Origin of the sequence: Comamonas sp. A7-5 (assembly GCF_039581385.1) — a bacterium.
GTDB lineage: Bacteria > Pseudomonadota > Gammaproteobacteria > Burkholderiales > Burkholderiaceae_C > Comamonas > Comamonas thiooxydans.
In genome coordinates, this window is the sequence record NZ_JBCPWO010000001.1 from 608,504 (window position 1) to 625,757 (window position 17,254).

A 17,254-nucleotide genomic window follows, 5' to 3' on the forward strand; every position below is an offset into this window, starting at 1 on the left:
TGCCCTTGAAGATCAGTCCTGCAAAACGCTGAAATGCGAAGCTGCCATCGCATTTGGGCATAGCCAGGCGGGATAATGCAGTCCTCATGAAACTGGACCCAATCACCCTGCGCCTGTTTGTGGCCGTGATGGAAGAGAACGCCATCGCGCGTGCCGCGGCACGCGAGCACATAGCCCCCTCGGCCGCCAGCCGCCGCCTGGCCGAGCTGGAGGACCAGCTGCAGCTTGAGCTGTTCACACGCAGCAACCGTGGCAGCCAGCCCACGGCCGCCGCCTACGCCCTGCTGAACATGGCGCGCGGCGTGCTCAACGAGCTGGACGGCATCGCCACGCAGATGAAGGGCTATGCCCAGGGCGGCGAGCAAGGCCTGCGCGGCCATGTGCGGGTAATGGCGAATATTTCCAGCATCACCCAGTTTCTGCCGGCCCAGCTGCAGAGCTTTCTGAGCCGGCACCCCCTGGTAGATGTACGGCTGCAGGAGCGCGTAAGCACCGATATCGCACGTGCCGTGGCCGACAACGAGGCCGACATCGGCCTGCTCAACAACGGCAGCTACGGCAGCAAGATCAGCCTGCGCCCCTATCGCAGGGACCGGCTGGCCGTGGTCATGCCTCGATCGCATCCGCTGGCCGGCGAGCACAGGCTGCGCCTGGAACAAGTCCTCGAGCATGATCTGATCGGCATGCATGCCGACAGCGCACTCAACCATCTCATCACCCGCTCTGCCGCCGACCAGGGCCTGCAGCCGCGCCTGCGCATGAAGGTGACGGGCTATGACGCCCTGTGCCTGATGGTGGCCGCCGGCCTGGGCGTGGGCATTCTCCCCGAGGGCAGCGCCCATATCTACATGGGCGCCCTGCCCTTGCGCTGCATCCGCCTGGACGAAGTCTGGGCCGAGCGCCAGCTCATGCTCTGCGTACGCTCCCAGGACGCACTCTCGCCCGTCGCGCAACTGCTGGTCGAGCACCTGTGCCAGAGCGCCTCAACCGATAAAAACTGAACCCATGCCTGATTTCTCACCAATGTCTCTGCCCGCCCCCGGGACGCCCCATCCGTCGCTGTGCTGGGACATCTTCTGCCAGGTCATAGACAACTTTGGCGACGTGGGCGTGTGCTGGCGCACGGCCGCAGAACTCGCCGCACGCGGCCAACAGGTACGCCTGTGGATGGACGATGCCAGTGCCCTGCAATGGATGGCACCTCAGCCCTGGCCGCCGGGTTTGAGCGTGCATGCCTGGCCTGTGCAAGCTGCTGACATCCCTGCGCCAATCGGCGATGTGATCATCGAGGCATTTGGCTGCGAGATTCCCGCAGCATTTCTGAGCGCCATTGCAGACAAGGCGTCGAAGAGCAAGCCTCCAGTCTGGATCAACCTCGAATATCTCTCGGCCGAGGACTATGTGGAGCGCTGCCATCGCCTGCCCTCACGCATCATGAGCGGCCCTGCTGCCGGGCTGACACGCTGGTTCTTCTACCCCGGCTTCACGGCTGCCACCGGCTCGCTGGTGCGCGAGCAGAACCTGGCACAGCGCCAGCAGACCTTCATGGCGCAGCGCGAATCATGGCGCCGCGCACAAGGCATTCAGCCTGGCGAATGCGCCGTCTCGCTATTTTGCTACGAGCCCGCTGCTCTGCCCCGGTTGCTCGCCCAGCTCTCGGACAAGCAGGCGCTCAACGCCAGGCTGCTGGTGACCCCCGGACGCGCCACGACTGCCGTGCAGGCACTGCCCGAAGCGCAGCAGATGCAGCCGGTCTATTTGCCAGCCCGCCCTCAAGCCCGGTTCGACGAAATGCTCTGGGGCTGCGACCTGAATCTGGTGCGTGGCGAGGATTCCCTGGTCCGCGCACTCTGGGCCGGCCAGCCCATGGTCTGGCAGATCTATCCTCAGCATGACAACGCCCACCACGACAAGCTGAACGCTTTTCTGGACTGGCTCCAGGCCCCGGACAGCCTCAGGCACTTCCACCACACCTGGAATGGCATGACCGCACCGCAAACATTGCCTTTGCTGACGCGCGAAATGCTTGATGAATGGGCCTGCTGCATCAGGGCTGCGCGCAGCAGATTGACGGAACAAACCGAGCTGATTGCGCAGCTTCAAGCTTTTGTCGCCGAAAAAAGCTAAAATCCACGTTTTGCCTCTCTGAGGGCAGTCGCAGCCGGTATGCCGAGCGATCTTGCTTTCGGGGTCGCGCCCCGCCGCGGTACATGCGGCAGGCCCCGCCGCCGCACCTTTGATGCGTTGCTTTCTCCAGCGACCATTGCGAACAGCTTGCCTGCCGTGTAGAGCGGCTCCAACCTTTCAAACGCAAGCAAGCCATGAAAATCGCTCAAGAAATCCGCGCAGGCAATGTGATCATGTTCGGCAAGGACCCCATGATCGTTCTGAAGACCGAATACGCTCGTGGCGGCCGTGGCGCTGCTACCGTGCGCATGAAGCTCAAGAGCCTGATCGGCAACTTCGGCACGGAAAACGTGTTCAAGGCCGACGACAAGATCGACAACGTGATCCTGGACAAGAAGGATTGCACCTACTCCTACTTCGCCGACCCCATGTACGTGTGGATGGACGAAGAGTTCAACCAGTACGAAGTCGAAGCTGAAAACATGGCTGACGCACTGAACTACCTGGAAGACGGCATGACTGCCGAAGTGGTGTTCTACGACGGCAAGGCCATCTCCGTCGAGCTGCCCACCACCATCGTGCGCGAAATCACCTGGACCGAACCCGCCGTCAAGGGCGATACCTCCGGCAAGGTTCTGAAGCCCGCCAAGATCGCTACCGGCTTCGAAGTGGCCGTGCCCCTGTTCGTGTCTCAAGAAGACAAGATCGAAATCGACACCCGCACCGGCGAATACCGCAAGCGCGTGTAATGTGGCGGCAGCTGCCGCAGCTGCTTCCCGGCAAAAGGCTTCCTTCAGGAAGCCTTTTTTCATTTCCGCCTCCGACAGCGGGATTACGCCAGCCGCCTTCGTCCGCCGCGACACTCAAAACCGCTTCAGTCTGTGCAAGACTAAGGGCAGTCCATCCACTCCCACTGCCAATGACGCACTCCCTGCCCTGGCTGCAGCCCGAACAAGAATTTCCCCCCATTGATCAGACCTGGGGGGAGAGGGATCCCATTCCAGGGCTGCTCGCTGCCGGCAACACCCTGGATGCCGCCCGCCTTCGCACGGCTTACAGCCAGGGAATCTTCCCTTGGTTCAGCGAGGGCCAGCCCGTGCTCTGGTGGTCCCCCAATCCACGCATGGCCCTGCATCCCGACGAGTTTCGTCTGCACCGCAGCCTGCGCAAAAGACTGCAGAAATTTCGCAATGATCCGCGCTGCGAAATTCGCATCGACAGCGCTTTTGCCACGGTGATGCAGCATTGCGCCCAGACCCCGCGCGACGGCCAGAACGGCACCTGGATTGTGCAAAGCATTGTCGATGCCTATACCGAGCTGCATCAGCAGGGCGCTGCACACAGCGTGGAAACCTGGATCGACGGCCAGCTGGTCGGCGGGCTTTACTGCGTGGCGCTGGGCAGAGCGGTTTTTGGCGAATCCATGTTCGCACTGCAGACCGATGCCTCCAAGATTGCACTGTCGGCGCTGGTGGCCCTGTGCAGGGCTCATCAGGTGCCGCAGATCGACTGCCAGCAGGCCACCGCACATCTATCTTTCATGGGCGCTCGAGAAGTCACAAGAGCGCAGTTCGCCCGGACCGTTCAAGCCCAGGCCCAGCTGCCCGATATGCAGTGGCAATTCAGGCCCATATACTGGGAACAGTTGCTGAGCCATACTGAGGCTTGACGCACCGCATCTGCAGCCGAGTCCGATCATGACGCACCCGAACGACCTCCCGCTACATGCCCTGCAGTTCTATGCCACGGCAGCCTATCCCTGCAGCTATCTGCCGGGCCGGCTGGCACGTTCTCAGGTCGCCACACCCAGTCACCTGATTCAGAACACCACCTATTCGGAACTGGTCACGCTGGGCTTCAGGCGCAGCGGCATGTTCACCTATCGCCCCTATTGCGATGGCTGCAAGGCCTGCGTTCCTCTGCGAATTCTGGCCCAGGAGTTTCGCCCCAGCCGCAGCCAGCGGCGCGCTGCAAAACAGCATGGGCAACTTGTCGCCTCCATTCAGCGCCTGCACTACTCCGACGAACACTACCAGCTCTACCTACGCTACCAGCAGCACCGCCATAGCGGTGGCGGCATGGACAACGACAGCGTGGACCAGTACACGCAGTTTCTGCTGCAAAGCCGGGTCAACTCCCGATTGGTCGAGTTCCGCGAGCCGGGCGCAGACGGTCAGCCCGGCACACTCAAAATGCTCTCCATTCTGGACGTACTGGAGGACGGGCTGTCGGCGGTCTACACCTTCTACGATCCGGAGGACCACGCCAGCTATGGAACCTTCAATGTGCTGTGGCAAATTCAGCAAGCCAAAGCCATGAACCTGCCTTATGTCTATCTTGGCTACTGGATCTCCGAGAGCCAGAAGATGCGCTACAAGGCCAGCTTTTTGCCACATGAGATCCGCCAGGGCGAGCTATGGCAGCGCGTAGACAGGCAAAGCATTGTGCGCTCGCAAATTGAAGAGTGACGCTGCAAAAAACAGCACATGGATATATGAGCGGATGACATGGCTGCACGGCTGCAGCACCGCTAGAATGCCCTCATCCCGCAAAGTATCTCCAACGCATGAAAAAAGACGACCTATCGGCCTCCGCAAAGCCCAGCGTCCAGGTTCTGGAACGCATGTTCACGTTGATCGACGTGCTGGCATCGCGTGAGGAAGCGGTTTCTTTGAAGGAGATCAGCGAACGCACGGGCCTGCATCCATCGACCACGCACCGCATACTCAATGACCTTGCACTGGGCCGCTTTGTGGATCGACCCGAATCGGGCAGCTACCGCCTGGGCATGCGCTTTCTGGAACTGGGCAACCTGGTCAAGGCCCGGCTGAACGTACGTGAAGTGGCGCTGACCCCCATGCGTCAGCTTTACAAGCAGATTCAGCAACCCATCAGCCTGTCCGTGCGCCAGGGCGACGAGATTGTCTATGTGGAACGCGCCTACAGCGAGCGCTCGGGCATGCAGGTGGTACGCGCCATTGGCGGCCACGCGCCTTTGCACTTGACCTCCAACGGCAAGCTGTTTCTGGCAGCTGACGATTCCCAGCAGGTGCGCGCCTACGCCATGCGCACCGGCCTGCCCGGCAAGACCCATTTCAGCATCACCCAGTTGGGTGACCTCGAACATGAGCTGGCCAAGGTGCGCCAATACGGCATTGCCCGCGACAACGAAGAGCTGGAATTGGGCGTGCGTTGCATGGCAGCCGGCATTTACGACGACCAGAGCAAGCTGATTGCGGGCCTGTCTATCTCTGCCCCAGCAGACCGCCTTGACGAGAGCTGGGCCCCCAGATTGCAGGCCACGGTGCAGGAAATTTCCGTGGCGCTGGGTTTCAGCGGCACACGCCCGGCCCCGGCTCAGGCCGCCCCCAACCCCTATAGCCGCAGCCAGCACAGTTGAATACAGGGGCGCCTCTCGCAATCTGCAAAGGGGCTGGAATTCCATTTCAGGTGTAGACCCAATAAAAAAGCGCTACCTGGGTAGCGCTTTTTTATTGGGTCTACACCTGCTTAGCCCCTGATACGGCTTGCAATCGTATTGCTGGCGGTGGGCCCCTTGCTTTCCATCCAGTGGCGCACGCGCTCGGCGTCTGCCAGGCGGCTGAACTTGCCTGCGGAATCCAGGAACACCATGATCAGCTTGCGCCCGGCCACATGGGCCTGCATCACAAGGCAGCGTCCGGCTTCGGAGATATAGCCGGTCTTTTGCAGGCCGATATCCCAGTTGTCGCTCTTGACCAGACGGTTGGTGTTGTTGAACTGCAGCGTGCGGCGACCGACGGCCACTTCATAGCCGGGCGATGTGGAGTACTCGCGCATCAGCGGATCGGCATGCGCCACCGCCACCAGGCGCGCCAGATCGCGTGCGCTGGACTGGTTACTGCTGGACAGGCCGGTGGGCTCCACATAGCGTGTGTCCTTCATGCCCAGTTGCAGCGCCTTGGAGTTCATCAGTTGCACAAACTGCGCCAGACCGCCGGGATAAGTGCGTCCCAGGGCATGGGCAGCACGGTTCTCGCTGGACATCAGCGCCAGATGCATCATCTCAGCACGCGTCAAGGTGGTACCGACACGCAGGCGGGAGCTGCTGTGCTTTTCGGTGTCCACATCGTCCTGCGTGATGGTGATCATCTCATCCATGGGCAGGCGGGCCTGAGAGATCAGCAGACCGGTCATCAGCTTGGTCAGCGAGGCAATCGGCAGCACTGCCTGATCGTTCTTGCTCAGCAGCACCTCATGTGTGTCCTGGTCGATCACATAAGCCACGCTGCTCTGCAGATCAAGGGGGTCCGAGACGGAGTGAAGACCCGCCATCTGCCCATAGGACAGGCGTGCGGGCTCGACTGCCGTGGCAGCAGCTGCTGCCGCAACCGCAGCGCCAGCGGCTCCTGCCCTGGCCAGACGCTTCTTGCCGCCGGTCTTCTCGTTTCTTTCGGCCTTGGCTGCTAGAGAAGTCTTGCCGCCCTTCTTGCTTGCAAGTTTGGCGTCTGCCTTTTCCGGCTTGCCTTTGGCGACCTTTGCGCTTTTGGGCTGCGCTGCGGCACGAACCTTGCCAGCCGGCTCCTTGGCCGCTTTCTTAGCCGAAGCCGCAGCAGCCACGGGCTTTTTGGAGTCTTTTTTGGGTGTCGCCGCATGCGCTGCCGGAGCAGCCAGAGCGCAGCTCAACAGAGCCAAAGACACCACCTGGGTGAGTTTTGCAAGGCGAAATGGACGCAGCAGCTGCATGCGATACTCCAGACAACAAGGTGTAAGGATTTAATTCAATCAAAAAAGTTGTGCAGTGACAAGCACTTGCACAACCTTCTCGATAATCTGAGTGAAATTATAAATCCAGCAGTCAACCTTGTGCTGCAACAACTTCCTGATTGCTATGCAATTTGTTCAAAGCGCTCAGATATGCCTTGGCCGATGCGACCACAATATCGGGGTCAGCACCCACTCCGTTGACGATGCGACCACTGCGTTGCAGGCGCACCGTCACCTCGCCCTGACTCTCGGTTGAGCCGCTGATGGCATTGACGGAATACAGCACCATTTCGGCACCGCTCTTGACTTCGGACTCGATGGCCTTGAACGAGGCATCGACCGGACCATTGCCCTCGGAGCTGGCCTTGATTTCCCGGCCTGCATTGCTGAAGACCACGCTGGCATGTGGGCGCTCACCTGTTTCACTCTGCTGGGCCAGCGAAATGAACTGAAACTGATTGTCCTGGTGCTCCGCGCCTTCGGCATTCACCAGCGCCAGAATGTCCTCGTCAAAGATTTCGCTCTTGCGATCCGCGAGCTCCTTGAAGCGCGTGAAGGCCTGGTTGATGGCAGCTTCGCTGTCCAGTTCCACCCCCAGCTCCTGCAGGCGCTGCTTGAAGGCGTTGCGACCGCTGAGCTTGCCCAGCACGATCTTGTTGGCCGCCCAGCCCACATCCTCGGCACGCATGATTTCGTAGGTATCACGCGCCTTGAGCACGCCATCCTGATGAATGCCGGAAGCATGGGCAAAGGCATTGGCTCCCACCACCGCCTTGTTGGGCTGCACCACAAAGCCCGTGGTCTGGCTGACCAGGCGGCTGGCGGCCACGATATGCTGGGTATCGATATTCACGTCGAGACCAAAGTAGTCCTTGCGCGTCCTGATGGCCATGACCACTTCTTCAAGTGAGCAGTTACCTGCACGCTCGCCCAGCCCGTTGATGGTGCATTCGATCTGGCGTGCGCCGCCAATCTTCACGCCCGCCAGCGAATTGGCAACCGCCATGCCCAGGTCGTTGTGGCAATGCACGGACCAGACGGCCTTGTCGCTGTTGGGAACGCGCTCGCGCAAGTTGCGAATGAACTCGCCATAGAGCTCGGGAATCGCGTAGCCCACGGTGTCGGGCACGTTGATGGTGGTTGCACCCTCCTTGATGACGGCCTCGATCACGCGCGCCAGAAAATCGGGTTCGCTGCGATAGCCGTCCTCCGCGCTGAATTCGATGTCTTCGATGAGATTGCGCCCGAAGCGCACCGCCTGCTTGGCCTGCTCCAGCACCTGCTCGGGTGTCATGCGCAGCTTTTTCTCCATGTGCAGCGGACTGGTGGCGATGAAGGTGTGAATGCGAGCGCGGTTGGCATCCTTCAAGGACTCGGCCGCACGCGCGATGTCTCGGTCGTTGGCGCGTGAGAGCGAGCAGACTGTGGAGTCCTTGATGGCACGCGCAATGGTCTGGATGGACTCGAAGTCGCCATTGGATGCTGCGGCAAACCCTGCCTCGATCACATCGACCTTGAGGCGCTCCAGCTGGCGTGCAATGCGCAGCTTTTCATCGCGCGTCATGGATGCGCCGGGCGACTGCTCGCCGTCACGCAAGGTGGTGTCAAAAATAATGAGCTGATCGGACATGGTGGGGACTCTCTATGTAATGGCGCCGGTAGACGCCTGTTTTGACTGGAGGATTGCCGACAAAAAAGCCGGTGCGCTTTTGGCGACACCGGCTTTGAACCTTTTATGCGGCTACCGCCTCTTCGGCGACAGCAGGGACGCGCTGCACTCCCGAGATGATGGCGCGCAACGAGGCAGAAACGATATTGGCATCGACCCCGACGCCATAGCAGACCTGAGCATCATCCACGCGCAGCTCCACATAGGCAATCGCCTTGGCATTCGCTCCCTCGCCAATCGCATGCTCAGCATAGTTGAGCACGCGCACATTGCGGCCGACGTTAGCCGACAGCGCCTGCACGAAGGCATCAATGGGGCCCGTACCTTCGCCTTCCAAAAAATACTTTTCTCCGGCGATCTCGATGTGGGAAGTCATATTGACAACGCCATCTGCCTCGCTCAGGCGATATTGAGGTGCCTTGACAGTGTTGACCCCATATTCGCGCTGGAACAGCTCCCACAGATCCGCAGCCGACAATTCCTTGCCGCTGGCATCCATCTCGCGCTGCACGACCTGGCTGAACTCGATCTGCAGGCGGCGAGGCAGCTGAAGCCCATATTCGCTCTCGAGCAGATAGGCAATACCACCCTTGCCCGACTGGCTGTTCACGCGAATCACGGCCTCGTAGCTGCGCCCCAGGTCCTTGGGATCGATGGGCAGATAAGGCATATCCCAGATATCGCCTTCCTTGTGGGCGGCGAAAGCCTTCTTGATGGCGTCCTGGTGGGAGCCGGAGAAGGAGGTGTAGACCAAGTCACCCACGTAAGGGTGACGAGGATGCACGGGCAACTGGTTGCAATGCTCAACCGTTGCACGGATATCGTCGATGTCGGAGAAATCCAGGCCGGGGTTCACGCCCTGGATATACATATTGAGCGCCACATTCACCACGTCCAGATTGCCGGTGCGCTCGCCGTTGCCGAACAGGCAGCCTTCCAGGCGGTCCGCGCCAGCCATCAGGGACAGCTCGGCTGCCGCCGTTCCCGTGCCGCGGTCGTTATGCGGATGGACCGAGATCACCACGCTGTCACGGCGCTTGATGTTGCGATGCGTCCACTCCACCATGTCGGCAAAGATATTAGGCGTTGAGTGCTCCACGGTGGTGGGCAGGTTGATGATGCACTTGTTCTCGGGCGTGGGCTGCCAGACATCGGTGACGGCGTCTATCACGCGCTTGGAGAACTCCAGCTCGGTGTCCGAATACATTTCAGGCGAGTACTGGAAGGTCCATTTGGTGTTGGGGTGCTGGGCCGCGATGTCCTTGAACATCTGGGCATTGGTCACAGCCAATTCCACAATCTCGTCTTCACTCATGTTCAGCACCACGCGGCGCATCACGGGAGCCGTGGCGTTGTAGAGATGGACGATGGCGCGGGGCACGCCTTCGAGCGCTTCGAAGGTGCGGCGAATCAGGTGCTCACGCGCCTGGGTCAGCACCTGCACGGTCACGTCGTCGGGAATGCGGTTTTCCTCGATGAGCTTGCGCATGAAGTCGAACTCAATCTGCGAGGCCGAAGGAAAGCCGACTTCGATTTCCTTGAAACCGATCTTCACCAGTTGCTCGAACATGCGCACCTTGCGCTCGATGTCCATCGGCTCGATCAGGGCCTGGTTGCCGTCACGCAGATCCACGCTGCACCAGACCGGGGGCTTGGTGATGACCGCGTCGGGCCAGGTGCGATCGGTCAGACGCACAGGGGCGAAAGCGCGGTATTTGGTGGAAGGGTTTTGCAACATGGTGAGTCTCTTTAGTCGAAATTAGAGGAAATTGAACCCAGCTCCAGCGACGCCCAAAAGCAAAAACGGCCCGTCGCTGATGCTACGGGCCGCCAAGTAGGGTGTGTTTGTACGCGCGCGCTACTTTCTCTGCCCGTTGGACATTAGTAGTAGAGCTAGCGACAGGTTTTGCATGCGGGTCACTTTAACACAAGAAAAGTTGACAGGGCCAGGATTTTTTGGGGCCGCGCTTCAATCGTCGTGCAGACCACGCTCATCGGGCTCGTCCTTGGAGGTCGCCACAATGCTGACCTGCTCACCCTTGGCACGGCGCCAGACATAGATCACATAGCCCGAGACCGAGTAGCCGACAAACACCAGGAAGAGCATGGTTGCAGGCTCGATGCTGACCACGGCCATCAGCAGGGCCACCACCACCAGCGAGACGAACGGCATGCTCTTGGCGCCGCCGATGTCCTTGAAGCTGTAATAGGGAATATTGGTGACCATGGTCAGACCTGCGAACAGCGTGATGGCGAACATGATCCAGGAGAGATCGGCCCTGTCCGTGGGATAGCCGCCAAACCAGGAAATCACATCGCCGAAGATGGGTACATCACGATGGGAAACCATCAGCGCACTGGTCAGCCAGATAAAGCCCGCCACCAGGGCCGCAGCCGCAGGCGAAGGCATGCCCTGGAAATAGCGCTTGTCCACCACGGCCGTATTCACGTTGAAGCGCGCCAGGCGCAATGCGGCGCAGGCGCAATACACAAAGGCGGCAATCCAGCCCCAGCGCCCCAGGGGACGCAGGGCCCATTCATAAGCAATCAGCGCGGGCGCAGCACCGAAGGACACCATGTCGGAGAGCGAGTCCATCTGCTCGCCGAACGCGCTTTGCGTGTGTGTCATGCGCGCCACGCGACCGTCAAGACTGTCGAGCACCATGGCGCAGAAAACGCCCACGGCCGCCAGCTCGAACTTGTTGTTCATGGCCATGACGATGGCGTAGAAACCGCCAAACAGCGCTGCCAGCGTGAACAGATTGGGCAGCACATAAATGCCTTTGCGCGGCTTGCGCGGCATTCCACTCAGATCGGCAGAATCATTGCTGTTTTGCATCAAACAGACCTCCAGTGCTTGCATGTCAACTGCATGCAGCTATTAAAACGATAGTATTTCAAGCATGGCCATCATGGCCATGTCCCTGCCACCAGTGTACCCGCCACACAGATCGCATCCGGAATGAAAAAAGGCCACCTCAAAGGTGGCCTCTTGCCCAAGCGCAGTCATCCGGCTCGCGCCGAATGACCTGCCTGCATTAGTTGCGGGTCTGGTCGACCAGCTTGTTCTTGGAGATCCAGGGCATCATGGAGCGCAGCTGGCCACCCACTTGCTCGATGGCATGGTCGGCGTTCTGGCGACGACGGGCAGTCATCGAAGGATAGTTCAGACGGCCTTCGCTGATGAACATCTTGGCGTATTCACCGCTCTGGATGCGCTTGAGGGCGTTGCGCATGGCCTTGCGGGATTCTTCGTTGATGACTTCGGGGCCGGTCACGTACTCGCCATACTCCGCGTTGTTGGAGATGGAGTAGTTCATGTTGGCGATGCCGCCTTCATACATCAGGTCAACGATCAGCTTCAACTCGTGCAGGCACTCGAAGTAAGCCATTTCGGGAGCGTAGCCAGCTTCGGTCAGCGTCTCGAAGCCCATCTTCACCAGTTCCACGGCACCGCCGCACAGCACGGCCTGCTCGCCAAACAGGTCGGTCTCGGTTTCTTCCTTGAAGTTGGTTTCGATGATGCCACCCTTGCCGCCGCCGTTGGCGGAAGCATAGGACAGGGCCACGTCACGGGCCTTGCCGGACTTGTCCTGGTAGATGGCGATCAGGGAAGGCACGCCGCCGCCCTTCAGGTATTCGGAGCGCACGGTGTGGCCGGGGCCCTTGGGGGCGACCATGATCACATCCAGATCGGCGCGGGGCACGACCTGGTTGTAGTGCACGTTGAAGCCGTGAGCGAAAGCCAGGGTAGCGCCGGACTTGATGTTGGGCTCGACGTTGTTCTTGTACACCTCGGGGATGTTCTCGTCGGGCAGCAGGATCATGACCACGTCGGCAGCCTTCACCGCGTCGTTCACTTCCATCACCGTCAGGCCGGCCTTGCCGACCTTGTCCCAGGAAGAGCCGCCCTTGCGCAGACCGACCACAACCTTAACGCCGCTGTCGTTCAGGTTTTGAGCATGTGCGTGGCCTTGGCTGCCGTAGCCGATGATGGCAACAGTCTTGCCCTTGATCAGGCTCAGGTCACAGTCCTTGTCGTAGAAAACTTTCATGATGGCTCCAGGTCTCTTATCTTGAGGGGGTTAAAAAGGTTTGTTCAGATTCAAAAGTGGTGCAACGCAGCCATTAGACACGCAGAATGCGCTCGCCACGACCAATACCCGAGGCGCCTGTGCGAACGGTCTCAAGGATGGCAGTGCGATCAATGGCTTGCAGGAAGGCGTCGTTCTTGGACTGGTCGCCGGTCAGCTCCACGGTGTAGCTCTTCTCGGTCACGTCGATGATGCGGCCGCGGAAGATGTCCGCCATGCGCTTCATTTCCTCGCGTTCCTTGCCCACGGCACGCACCTTGACCATCATCAGCTCGCGCTCGGTGTAGGCACCTTCGGTCAGGTCCACCACTTTAACCACTTCAATCAGTCGGTTCAGGTGCTTTGTGATTTGCTCAATCACATCGTCCGAGCCCGTGGTCAGGATGGTCATGCGCGACAGCGAGGGGTCCTCGGTCGGTGCGACAGTCAGGGATTCGATGTTGTAGCCACGGGCGGAAAACAGGCCCACGACGCGCGACAGTGCTCCAGGCTCGTTCTCGAGCAGCACGGCAATAATGTGTTTCATTGGGAGATTCCTCTTTTCGCCGCCCTCCCCTGACACCGGTAAGTGCCAGGCTCGGCGGACAATAGATTCGTCAAAAAGTGCTATTTAAAATATAGCTGCTTGTGCTTGATATGTAAGTGCTTGCGGCCGATTTTTTTCAAAACCGGCTACCCGGCATCACAGATCGTCGGCGCCCAGCAGCATTTCCGTGATGCCACGGCCGGCTTGCACCATGGGGAACACGTTCTCGGTCGGATCGGTGCGGAAGTCCAGGAAGACCGTCTTGCTTTCCTCGCGCACGATACGGCGCGCCTCGCGCAGCGCAGCCTCGACATCGGCAGGCTTCTCGATCAGCAGGCCACGATGGCCAAAGGCCTCGGCCAGCTTCACGAAGTCGGGCAGCGAATCCATATAGCTGCTTGAGTAGCGACCCGAGTATTCAATTTCCTGCCACTGGCGCACCATGCCCAGGAAGCGGTTGTTCAGCGCACAGATGACCACCGGGGTGTTGTACTGCTTGCAGGTGGCCAGCTCCTGGATATTCATCTGGATCGAGCCTTCGCCCGTGATGCAGAAGACTTCGGAGTCGGGCTTGGCCAGCTTGATGCCCATGGCGTAAGGCAGGCCCACGCCCATGGTGCCCAGACCGCCGGAGTTGATCCAGCGACGGGGTTCATCGAAGCGGTAATACTGCGCCGCCCACATCTGGTGCTGGCCCACATCGGAGGTGATGTAGGCGTCGGCATCCTTGGTCATGTTCCACAGCGTGTCGACCACGTACTGGGGCTTGATGACTTCGGTGTTGGACTTGTCGTAGCTCAGGCAGTCGCGGCTGCGCCAGCCTTCGATGGTGCTCCACCATTGGCCCAAAGCCGCCTCATCGGGGCGCTGTGCCGACTCGCGCAGCATGGCGATCAGCTCGTTGAGCACGTCCTTGACATCGCCCACGATAGGCACATCCACCTTCACGCGCTTGGAGATGGAGGAAGGATCGATGTCGATATGGATGATCTTGCGCTCCACCGACATGAAATGCTTGGGATTGCCGATCACGCGATCGTCAAAGCGCGCACCCACGGCCAGCAGCACATCGCAGTTCTGCATGGCATTGTTGGCTTCGATGGTGCCGTGCATGCCCAGCATGCCCAGGAACTTCTTGTCGCTGGCCGGGTAGGCGCCCAGGCCCATCAGCGTATTCGTGACCGGGTAGCCCAGCATGTCCACCAGCTGACGCAGCTCGTTGCAGGCATTGCCCAGCAGCACGCCGCCGCCGGTGTAGATATAAGGGCGCTTGGCCGTCAGCAGCAGCTGCAAGGCCTTGCGGATCTGGCCTGCATGTCCCTTTTTGACGGGGTTGTACGAGCGCATTTCCACTTTTTCAGGATAGCCCGTGTACAGCGCCTTCTTGAAGGACACATCCTTGGGAATATCCACCACCACAGGGCCGGGACGGCCGGTGCGGGCGATGTGGAAAGCCTTTTTCATGGTCTCGGCCAGCTCGCGCACATCCTTGACCAGGAAGTTGTGCTTGACGATGGGACGAGTGATGCCCACGGTGTCGCACTCTTGAAACGCGTCGGTACCGATGTAATTGGTCGATGTCTGACCCGCAATCACCACCATGGGGATGGAGTCGGTATAGGCGGTGGCAATGCCCGTTACCGCATTGGTCAGACCGGGGCCGGAAGTCACCAGCGCCACGCCCACCTCACCGGTGGCACGCGCAAAACCGTCGGCTGCATGCACGGCCGCCTGCTCGTGGCGCACCAGCACATGCTGAATGCTGTCCTGCTTGTAGAGCGCGTCGTAAATATAGAGAACTGCCCCGCCAGGGTAACCCCACAGGTGCTTGACACCTTCAGCCTGAAGAGACTTGATGAGGATTTCGGAGCCCATCAATTCCAGGGCGCCCTTGGGGGACGATGCGGCGGCTGCAGAGGCCAGCTCGGCTTTGGAGATTTCCATGATCAACCTTTGTGAATTTCTCTAACGAAAAACCTTCGGTGCCCTTAGCCTGAAGCCCTTGTGAGGCCGGTTTAGGACTTAAGACCACATGCCATGGACGTTTGTGTGTACGCCGGACCGTGATCCGTTTGCTTCTTTAAGTTGAAGATCATTATCGCACTGCAACAAGACCTTCAAATGCAGTACACAAAAAAACATCATCGGATGCGATAATCTGCCGCTTTCGCCACTACCTAACTCCCGCTTTCTCCAGGGTTACTCTCTCTTGGCCACAGAACAAGAACTGTCTGCATTCCTCAAAGACGTTGAAAAGCGCGCCTTCAAACGCAGCGTTTTCCATGTCCGCGACGAGGAGGCCGCCCTGGATATCGTGCAGGACAGCATGCTCAAACTGGCCCAGCACTATGGGGACAAACCGGTCAATGAACTGCCCATGCTGTTCCAGCGCATTCTGTCGAACAGCACTCTTGACTGGTTTCGCCGCCAGAAGACCCAGAAAGCCGTTTTCACTCACTTCAGCGACCTGGAGTCTTCCGTAGACGGGGACAGCGACTTCGACTGGCTGGAAACCTATGCCACCAACAGCGACGAATCCGCCGCCAGCAACGCCGAGAGCCTGACCGAACGCAAGCAGACGCTGCAAAGCATAGAAAAAGAGATACAGGAGCTGCCTGCGCGTCAACGCGAGGCCTTTCTCATGCGTTACTGGGAAGAGATGGATGTCGCAGAGACTGCCGCCGCCATGGGTTGCTCTGAAGGCAGCGTCAAAACCCATTGCTTCCGCGCCATTCAAACATTGAGCAAGGCACTCAAGGCCAAAGGAATCGAGTTATGAAATCCGCGCCCACCCTCCGGCAAGAACAGACCGCCGACCGCATCGCCCGTCAAATCACTGCCCGCCTGAGCGAGGGCGAAGCCTTGCTCCCTTACGAAATTACCGAACGCCTGCGCGCCTCCCGCGAGCAAGCCGTGTCCATACGTCGCCGCGAAGCGTCTGTACTGCGCGTTCAGACCAGTACTGCAGCATCTGCCCAGGGCAGCACCCTGACACTGGGCAACCCCGACGAGGGTAACGGCTGGTGGCGCACCCTGGTCTCGGCCATCCCCGTTTTTGCACTCATTGCGGGCCTGGTAATCTACAACTCCGACACCGAACAAAGTATGCTAAGCGAAGTCACCGAGGTCGATACAGCCTTGCTGACCGATGATCTGCCCCCTGCTGCCTACTCTGACCCTGGCTTCATCCAGTACCTCAAGACCTCGGCAGCCACCCCATCAGAACACTAAACAGCCTGCCACCTCTGCCTTGATGCCCACTGAGAAGCGCTCCCTCCTGAAACCCGACAACACCGCCGCCATCATGGCGGCGCTGTTGTTGGTGGCCTTGAGCTGGACAGGATGGAATGTCGTACAGCAAGTCAGGCTGGCACCCAGCTCCGTCCCCCCCGCCACGGTAGCTGCATCCAGATCCATGCATGCAGACCCGTCCACGCGCCAGAGAGCCTCGGCGCAGGCCTCGGGTCCACGCTGGGGCGAACTCAGCAGCCACCAGCGCGAGATTCTGCAGCCGCTGCAAGAGCGCTGGGCCATGATCGGCTCGGTGCAGAAGCGCCGCTGGATTGCCCTGGCGGATGGCTTTGACAAACTCAGCGAGCGCGAACAGCAAAAGCTTCATGACCGCATGGAAGCCTGGTCCGGCCTGAGTGCTGCCCAGCGCAACCAGGCCCGGCTGAATTTCGCCATTACCAACAAGCTCGCGACTGACAAGCAAGCCCAGTGGGAGGCCTACCAGGCTCTGAGCGATGAAGAAAAGCGACTGCTGGCCGCCCGCGCCACTCCCAAGGTGGTAAGCGCCGCACCGGCCATCAAGCCCGTGCCTTCCAAGAAGCTGGCGCGCATTCCTGCTGCCACGGCCTCCCCCAATACGGTGCCGAATCTGCCCAAGATTCCACCCGCAACCATTCATCACCCACCACCGCCCGTGCCCGCAACACCAGCCATGGTGGAGACGCACCCCATCCGTACGCCCTCGGTGATTGTGGAGACGGCTCCCGTGGACATTCCTCGCGCCACCCCGATCACCCTGCCTCCGCTGGATGCGCCAAGTCAAGACGCGCACCAATGACAGTGTCGGTGCGGCAACCGAGC

The 17,254-nt window shown here is 60.0% G+C and carries 16 protein-coding genes; 9 read left to right on the top strand and 7 right to left on the bottom strand.

Going from position 1 to position 17,254, the window contains the following annotated elements:
• The first annotated feature begins 86 nt into the window (after window positions 1–86).
• The 6 genes from AAIL67_RS02745 (at window position 87) to AAIL67_RS02770 (ending at window position 5,527) form a co-directional block, all read left to right on the top strand.
• Window positions 87–1,001, top strand: coding sequence for a LysR family transcriptional regulator (locus tag AAIL67_RS02745; protein WP_343483336.1), 915 nt, complete (start codon window positions 87–89; stop codon window positions 999–1,001).
• Between the two features lie 4 nt (window positions 1,002–1,005).
• Entirely contained in the window at window positions 1,006–2,127 is a 1,122-nt protein-coding gene (gene earP, locus AAIL67_RS02750) for an elongation factor P maturation arginine rhamnosyltransferase EarP (protein WP_343483337.1), read from the top strand.
• Window positions 2,128–2,321: 194 nt separating this feature from the next.
• The gene (efp, locus tag AAIL67_RS02755) at window positions 2,322–2,876 is read left to right on the top strand and encodes an elongation factor P (RefSeq protein ID WP_003056627.1); all 555 of its coding nucleotides are present in this window, start codon (window positions 2,322–2,324) and stop codon (window positions 2,874–2,876) included.
• A 170-nt stretch (window positions 2,877–3,046) separates the two neighbouring features.
• The gene (gene aat, locus AAIL67_RS02760) at window positions 3,047–3,796 is read left to right on the top strand and encodes a leucyl/phenylalanyl-tRNA--protein transferase (protein ID WP_034357018.1); all 750 of its coding nucleotides are present in this window, start codon (window positions 3,047–3,049) and stop codon (window positions 3,794–3,796) included.
• A 28-nt stretch (window positions 3,797–3,824) separates the two neighbouring features.
• Window positions 3,825–4,595 (top strand): arginyltransferase, encoded by a 771-nt coding sequence (locus AAIL67_RS02765; RefSeq protein WP_003066251.1) that lies wholly within the window; start codon window positions 3,825–3,827, stop codon window positions 4,593–4,595.
• A 98-nt stretch (window positions 4,596–4,693) separates the two neighbouring features.
• A complete protein-coding gene (locus AAIL67_RS02770) occupies window positions 4,694–5,527 on the top strand; it encodes an IclR family transcriptional regulator (RefSeq protein ID WP_003080783.1) in 834 nt (277 codons plus the stop codon).
• Between the two features lie 110 nt (window positions 5,528–5,637).
• Here AAIL67_RS02770 and pbpG read toward each other — a convergent pair whose 3' ends face one another.
• From pbpG to AAIL67_RS02805, 7 genes are all read right to left on the bottom strand, one after another.
• Window positions 5,638–6,852 carry a D-alanyl-D-alanine endopeptidase gene (gene pbpG, locus AAIL67_RS02775; RefSeq protein WP_063660792.1) on the bottom strand — a complete coding sequence of 405 codons (1,215 nt, stop codon included), beginning with the start codon at window positions 6,850–6,852 and terminating at the stop codon, window positions 5,638–5,640.
• Window positions 6,853–6,964: 112 nt separating this feature from the next.
• On the bottom strand, window positions 6,965–8,503 hold the full coding sequence (locus AAIL67_RS02780) for a 2-isopropylmalate synthase (RefSeq protein WP_063660791.1): 1,539 nt from the start codon (window positions 8,501–8,503) through the stop codon (window positions 6,965–6,967).
• Window positions 8,504–8,606: 103 nt separating this feature from the next.
• Complete coding sequence (leuA, locus tag AAIL67_RS02785) at window positions 8,607–10,280, bottom strand: 2-isopropylmalate synthase (RefSeq protein ID WP_034383633.1); 1,674 nt, start codon at window positions 10,278–10,280, stop codon at window positions 8,607–8,609.
• A 231-nt stretch (window positions 10,281–10,511) separates the two neighbouring features.
• Complete coding sequence (gene pssA / locus AAIL67_RS02790) at window positions 10,512–11,381, bottom strand: CDP-diacylglycerol--serine O-phosphatidyltransferase (protein WP_003056635.1); 870 nt, start codon at window positions 11,379–11,381, stop codon at window positions 10,512–10,514.
• A gap of 199 nt (window positions 11,382–11,580) precedes the next feature.
• Window positions 11,581–12,597 (bottom strand): ketol-acid reductoisomerase, encoded by a 1,017-nt coding sequence (ilvC, locus tag AAIL67_RS02795; RefSeq protein ID WP_003056637.1) that lies wholly within the window; start codon window positions 12,595–12,597, stop codon window positions 11,581–11,583.
• A gap of 73 nt (window positions 12,598–12,670) precedes the next feature.
• A complete protein-coding gene (ilvN, locus tag AAIL67_RS02800) occupies window positions 12,671–13,162 on the bottom strand; it encodes an acetolactate synthase small subunit (protein ID WP_003056638.1) in 492 nt (163 codons plus the stop codon).
• Window positions 13,163–13,318: 156 nt separating this feature from the next.
• Window positions 13,319–15,106: an acetolactate synthase 3 catalytic subunit gene (locus AAIL67_RS02805; protein ID WP_343483339.1), complete on the bottom strand. Its 1,788-nt coding sequence runs from the start codon at window positions 15,104–15,106 to the stop codon at window positions 13,319–13,321.
• Between the two features lie 265 nt (window positions 15,107–15,371).
• On the opposite strand from AAIL67_RS02805, the gene AAIL67_RS02810 reads away from it, so the two are divergent.
• Genes AAIL67_RS02810 through AAIL67_RS02820 form a run of 3 tightly spaced genes read left to right on the top strand, consistent with a single transcriptional unit; the run spans window position 15,372 to window position 17,231 of the window.
• Window positions 15,372–15,941, top strand: coding sequence for an RNA polymerase sigma factor (locus tag AAIL67_RS02810; protein WP_003066234.1), 570 nt, complete (start codon window positions 15,372–15,374; stop codon window positions 15,939–15,941).
• Complete coding sequence (locus tag AAIL67_RS02815; protein WP_034356997.1) at window positions 15,938–16,393, top strand: DUF3619 family protein; 456 nt, start codon at window positions 15,938–15,940, stop codon at window positions 16,391–16,393. The genes AAIL67_RS02810 and AAIL67_RS02815 overlap by 4 nt, the downstream gene beginning before the upstream one ends.
• A 22-nt stretch (window positions 16,394–16,415) precedes the next feature.
• On the top strand, window positions 16,416–17,231 hold the full coding sequence (locus tag AAIL67_RS02820) for a DUF3106 domain-containing protein (RefSeq protein ID WP_034356994.1): 816 nt from the start codon (window positions 16,416–16,418) through the stop codon (window positions 17,229–17,231).
• Window positions 17,232–17,254 lie beyond the last annotated feature (23 nt).

Excerpts from the sequence above, each read along its gene's own strand:
- AAIL67_RS02745 (WP_343483336.1), top strand. The coding sequence starts at position 87 with ATGAAACTGGACCCAATCACCCTGCGCCTGTTTGTGGCCGTGATGGAA.
- earP (WP_343483337.1), top strand. The coding sequence starts at position 1,006 with ATGCCTGATTTCTCACCAATGTCTCTGCCCGCCCCCGGGACGCCCCAT.
- efp (WP_003056627.1), top strand. The coding sequence starts at position 2,322 with ATGAAAATCGCTCAAGAAATCCGCGCAGGCAATGTGATCATGTTCGGC.
- aat (WP_034357018.1), top strand. The coding sequence starts at position 3,047 with ATGACGCACTCCCTGCCCTGGCTGCAGCCCGAACAAGAATTTCCCCCC.
- AAIL67_RS02765 (WP_003066251.1), top strand. The coding sequence starts at position 3,825 with ATGACGCACCCGAACGACCTCCCGCTACATGCCCTGCAGTTCTATGCC.
- AAIL67_RS02770 (WP_003080783.1), top strand. The coding sequence starts at position 4,694 with ATGAAAAAAGACGACCTATCGGCCTCCGCAAAGCCCAGCGTCCAGGTT.
- pbpG (WP_063660792.1), bottom strand. The coding sequence starts at position 6,852 with ATGCAGCTGCTGCGTCCATTTCGCCTTGCAAAACTCACCCAGGTGGTG.
- AAIL67_RS02780 (WP_063660791.1), bottom strand. The coding sequence starts at position 8,503 with ATGTCCGATCAGCTCATTATTTTTGACACCACCTTGCGTGACGGCGAG.
- leuA (WP_034383633.1), bottom strand. The coding sequence starts at position 10,280 with ATGTTGCAAAACCCTTCCACCAAATACCGCGCTTTCGCCCCTGTGCGT.
- pssA (WP_003056635.1), bottom strand. The coding sequence starts at position 11,381 with ATGCAAAACAGCAATGATTCTGCCGATCTGAGTGGAATGCCGCGCAAG.
- ilvC (WP_003056637.1), bottom strand. The coding sequence starts at position 12,597 with ATGAAAGTTTTCTACGACAAGGACTGTGACCTGAGCCTGATCAAGGGC.
- ilvN (WP_003056638.1), bottom strand. The coding sequence starts at position 13,162 with ATGAAACACATTATTGCCGTGCTGCTCGAGAACGAGCCTGGAGCACTG.
- AAIL67_RS02805 (WP_343483339.1), bottom strand. The coding sequence starts at position 15,106 with ATGGAAATCTCCAAAGCCGAGCTGGCCTCTGCAGCCGCCGCATCGTCC.
- AAIL67_RS02815 (WP_034356997.1), top strand. The coding sequence starts at position 15,938 with ATGAAATCCGCGCCCACCCTCCGGCAAGAACAGACCGCCGACCGCATC.
- AAIL67_RS02820 (WP_034356994.1), top strand. The coding sequence starts at position 16,416 with ATGCCCACTGAGAAGCGCTCCCTCCTGAAACCCGACAACACCGCCGCC.